Source organism: Frankia sp. AiPs1 (assembly GCF_023716945.1).
Classification (GTDB): Bacteria; Actinomycetota; Actinomycetes; order Frankiales; family Frankiaceae; genus Frankia.
Genome location: NZ_JAMQQF010000845.1, coordinates 1 through 1,804 on the forward strand (window position 1 = coordinate 1; position 1,804 = coordinate 1,804).

Annotated in this window: 2 protein-coding genes; both read left to right on the plus strand. The window is 74.6% G+C overall.

Annotated elements, in window-relative coordinates:
- Positions 1-690 (plus strand): LppP/LprE family lipoprotein (locus ND748_RS31215; RefSeq protein WP_251749893.1); only part of this gene is annotated, 690 nt, incomplete at its 5' end.
- A gap of 336 nt (positions 691-1,026) precedes the next feature.
- Positions 1,027-1,804: serine/threonine-protein kinase (locus tag ND748_RS31220; RefSeq protein ID WP_251749894.1), on the plus strand; the 778-nt coding region annotated here is incomplete at its 3' end.

The window sequence follows — 1,804 nt, forward strand, 5'->3', positions numbered from 1 at the left end:
GGTTGGGACGGTTCACCCGGGGGCCGGCGCGGTTCGGACAGCGGGCGGCGCGGCCCGGTCATCGCGGTCGCCGTCCTGATCGCGCTGCTGCTCGGCGGCGGGATCGCGGCGGCCGTCGCGCTCAGCAGCGACGGCGGAGGCGGGGACGACAACGTCGCCACCCCACCCGTCGAGACCACGCAGGATGCCGGTGGCACGGCGGGCGCGACGGCGACGGGCAGCCCGGCGCCGGCCACGGGCGCCGCCGCCTCGCCGAGCTCCTCGCCGTCGCCCAGCTCGACGCCGTCGGCGTCCCCGAGTCCCGCGACGCTGTCCACCGACGACGCGGCCGCCCTCGTACGAGGCAAGGGCTACGAGCCGGACATGAGCACCTACCAGGAGGACCGCCAGCTCAGCGTCGTCATCGGTACCGCCCCCGCGACCGGGGACACACCGCGCCAGCTCGCCTTCGTCTTCGCCGCCGGCCAGTTCCGCGGCACCGACACATCGGCGCCGAGCGCGCACATCACCGTCAAGAGCCAGCGCAATGACCACGAGGTGGTACTGCGCTACGACACCTTCAACCCGCAGGACCCGATCGGCTCCCCGTCTGGCCACGCCGACATACGCTTCCGCTGGAACGGGACAGCTTTCTCCACCCTCGACCCGATCCCCTCGAACGATCCCAACGCCACCGGCAGCCGCCGGTAGCCGGACCGTGGCCGGCTACCGGGGACGACGCGCCCACCCCCGCGATCGGCGGCATACGGACGGCTGGAAGCATTACGGTTCAGACAGCGCGATCCCGCGGCGGATGGGGCCACCTCGACAGGTGGCCCGCGGCCCGGCGGAGACGGCGGGCCGGCCGGGGCCCACGATGATCGAAGGAGTGACCATTTCGGCGCAGGTCGGGCGGTCCGGTTGGCGTCACCGGACTCGGCGGCGGACACGGTGCCGGCCGGGACGGTCGGTCGGGGTGGCGTCGGTCGGGTTGAGCCCGGTCGGGTTGAGGCCGGTCGGGGTGGCATCGGTCGGGGTGGCATCGCGATGTTGACTCCGCTTGTCGAGGACGACCCGCGCCGGGTCGGCCCCTTCGCCATCCACAACCGGATCGGCGCGGGCGGCATGGGCACCGTGTACCTGGGGTTCAACGCCGACGGACGGGCCGCGGCGGTGAAGGTGCCCGACGCCAGGTTCGCCGATGACCCCGAGTTCCGGGAACGCTTCCGGCGCGAGGTCGCCGCCGCCCGACGCGTGCACGGCCGTGCGGTCGCCGCGGTGCTCGACGCCGACCCGGAGGCCGTCGCCCCCTGGCTCGCGACCGAGTACGTGGAGGGAACCAGCCTCGCGGACGCGGTGCTGCGCCACGGGCGGATGGAGGAGCGGCTGCTGCACGGCTTCGGCGTCGGTCTGGCCGACGCCCTGATCGCCATCCACGCCGCCGGGGTCGTCCATCGCGACCTCAAGCCGTCGAACATCCTGCTGGCCTGGGACGGCCCGAAGGTCATCGACTTCGGCATCGCCCGGGCCGCCGGGGTGCCCAGCCACACCCGGACCGGAATACTCATCGGGACGCTGGCCTGGATGGCCCCCGAGCAGCTCCGCGGCGAACGGGCCGGGCCGCCCGCGGACATCTTCGCCTGGGGCGCCTGCGTGACCTACGCGGCCACCGGCCACCCGCCGTTCGCTTCGGAGCAGGCCGACGTGCTGACCCGGATGCGCGAGGACCGTCCGCCGGACATCGCCGGGGTGCCGGACGGGCTCGCCCCGCTGGTGCGAGCCGCGCTCGCCCGCCGCCCGGAGGATCGCCCGAGCGCGGCCGAAC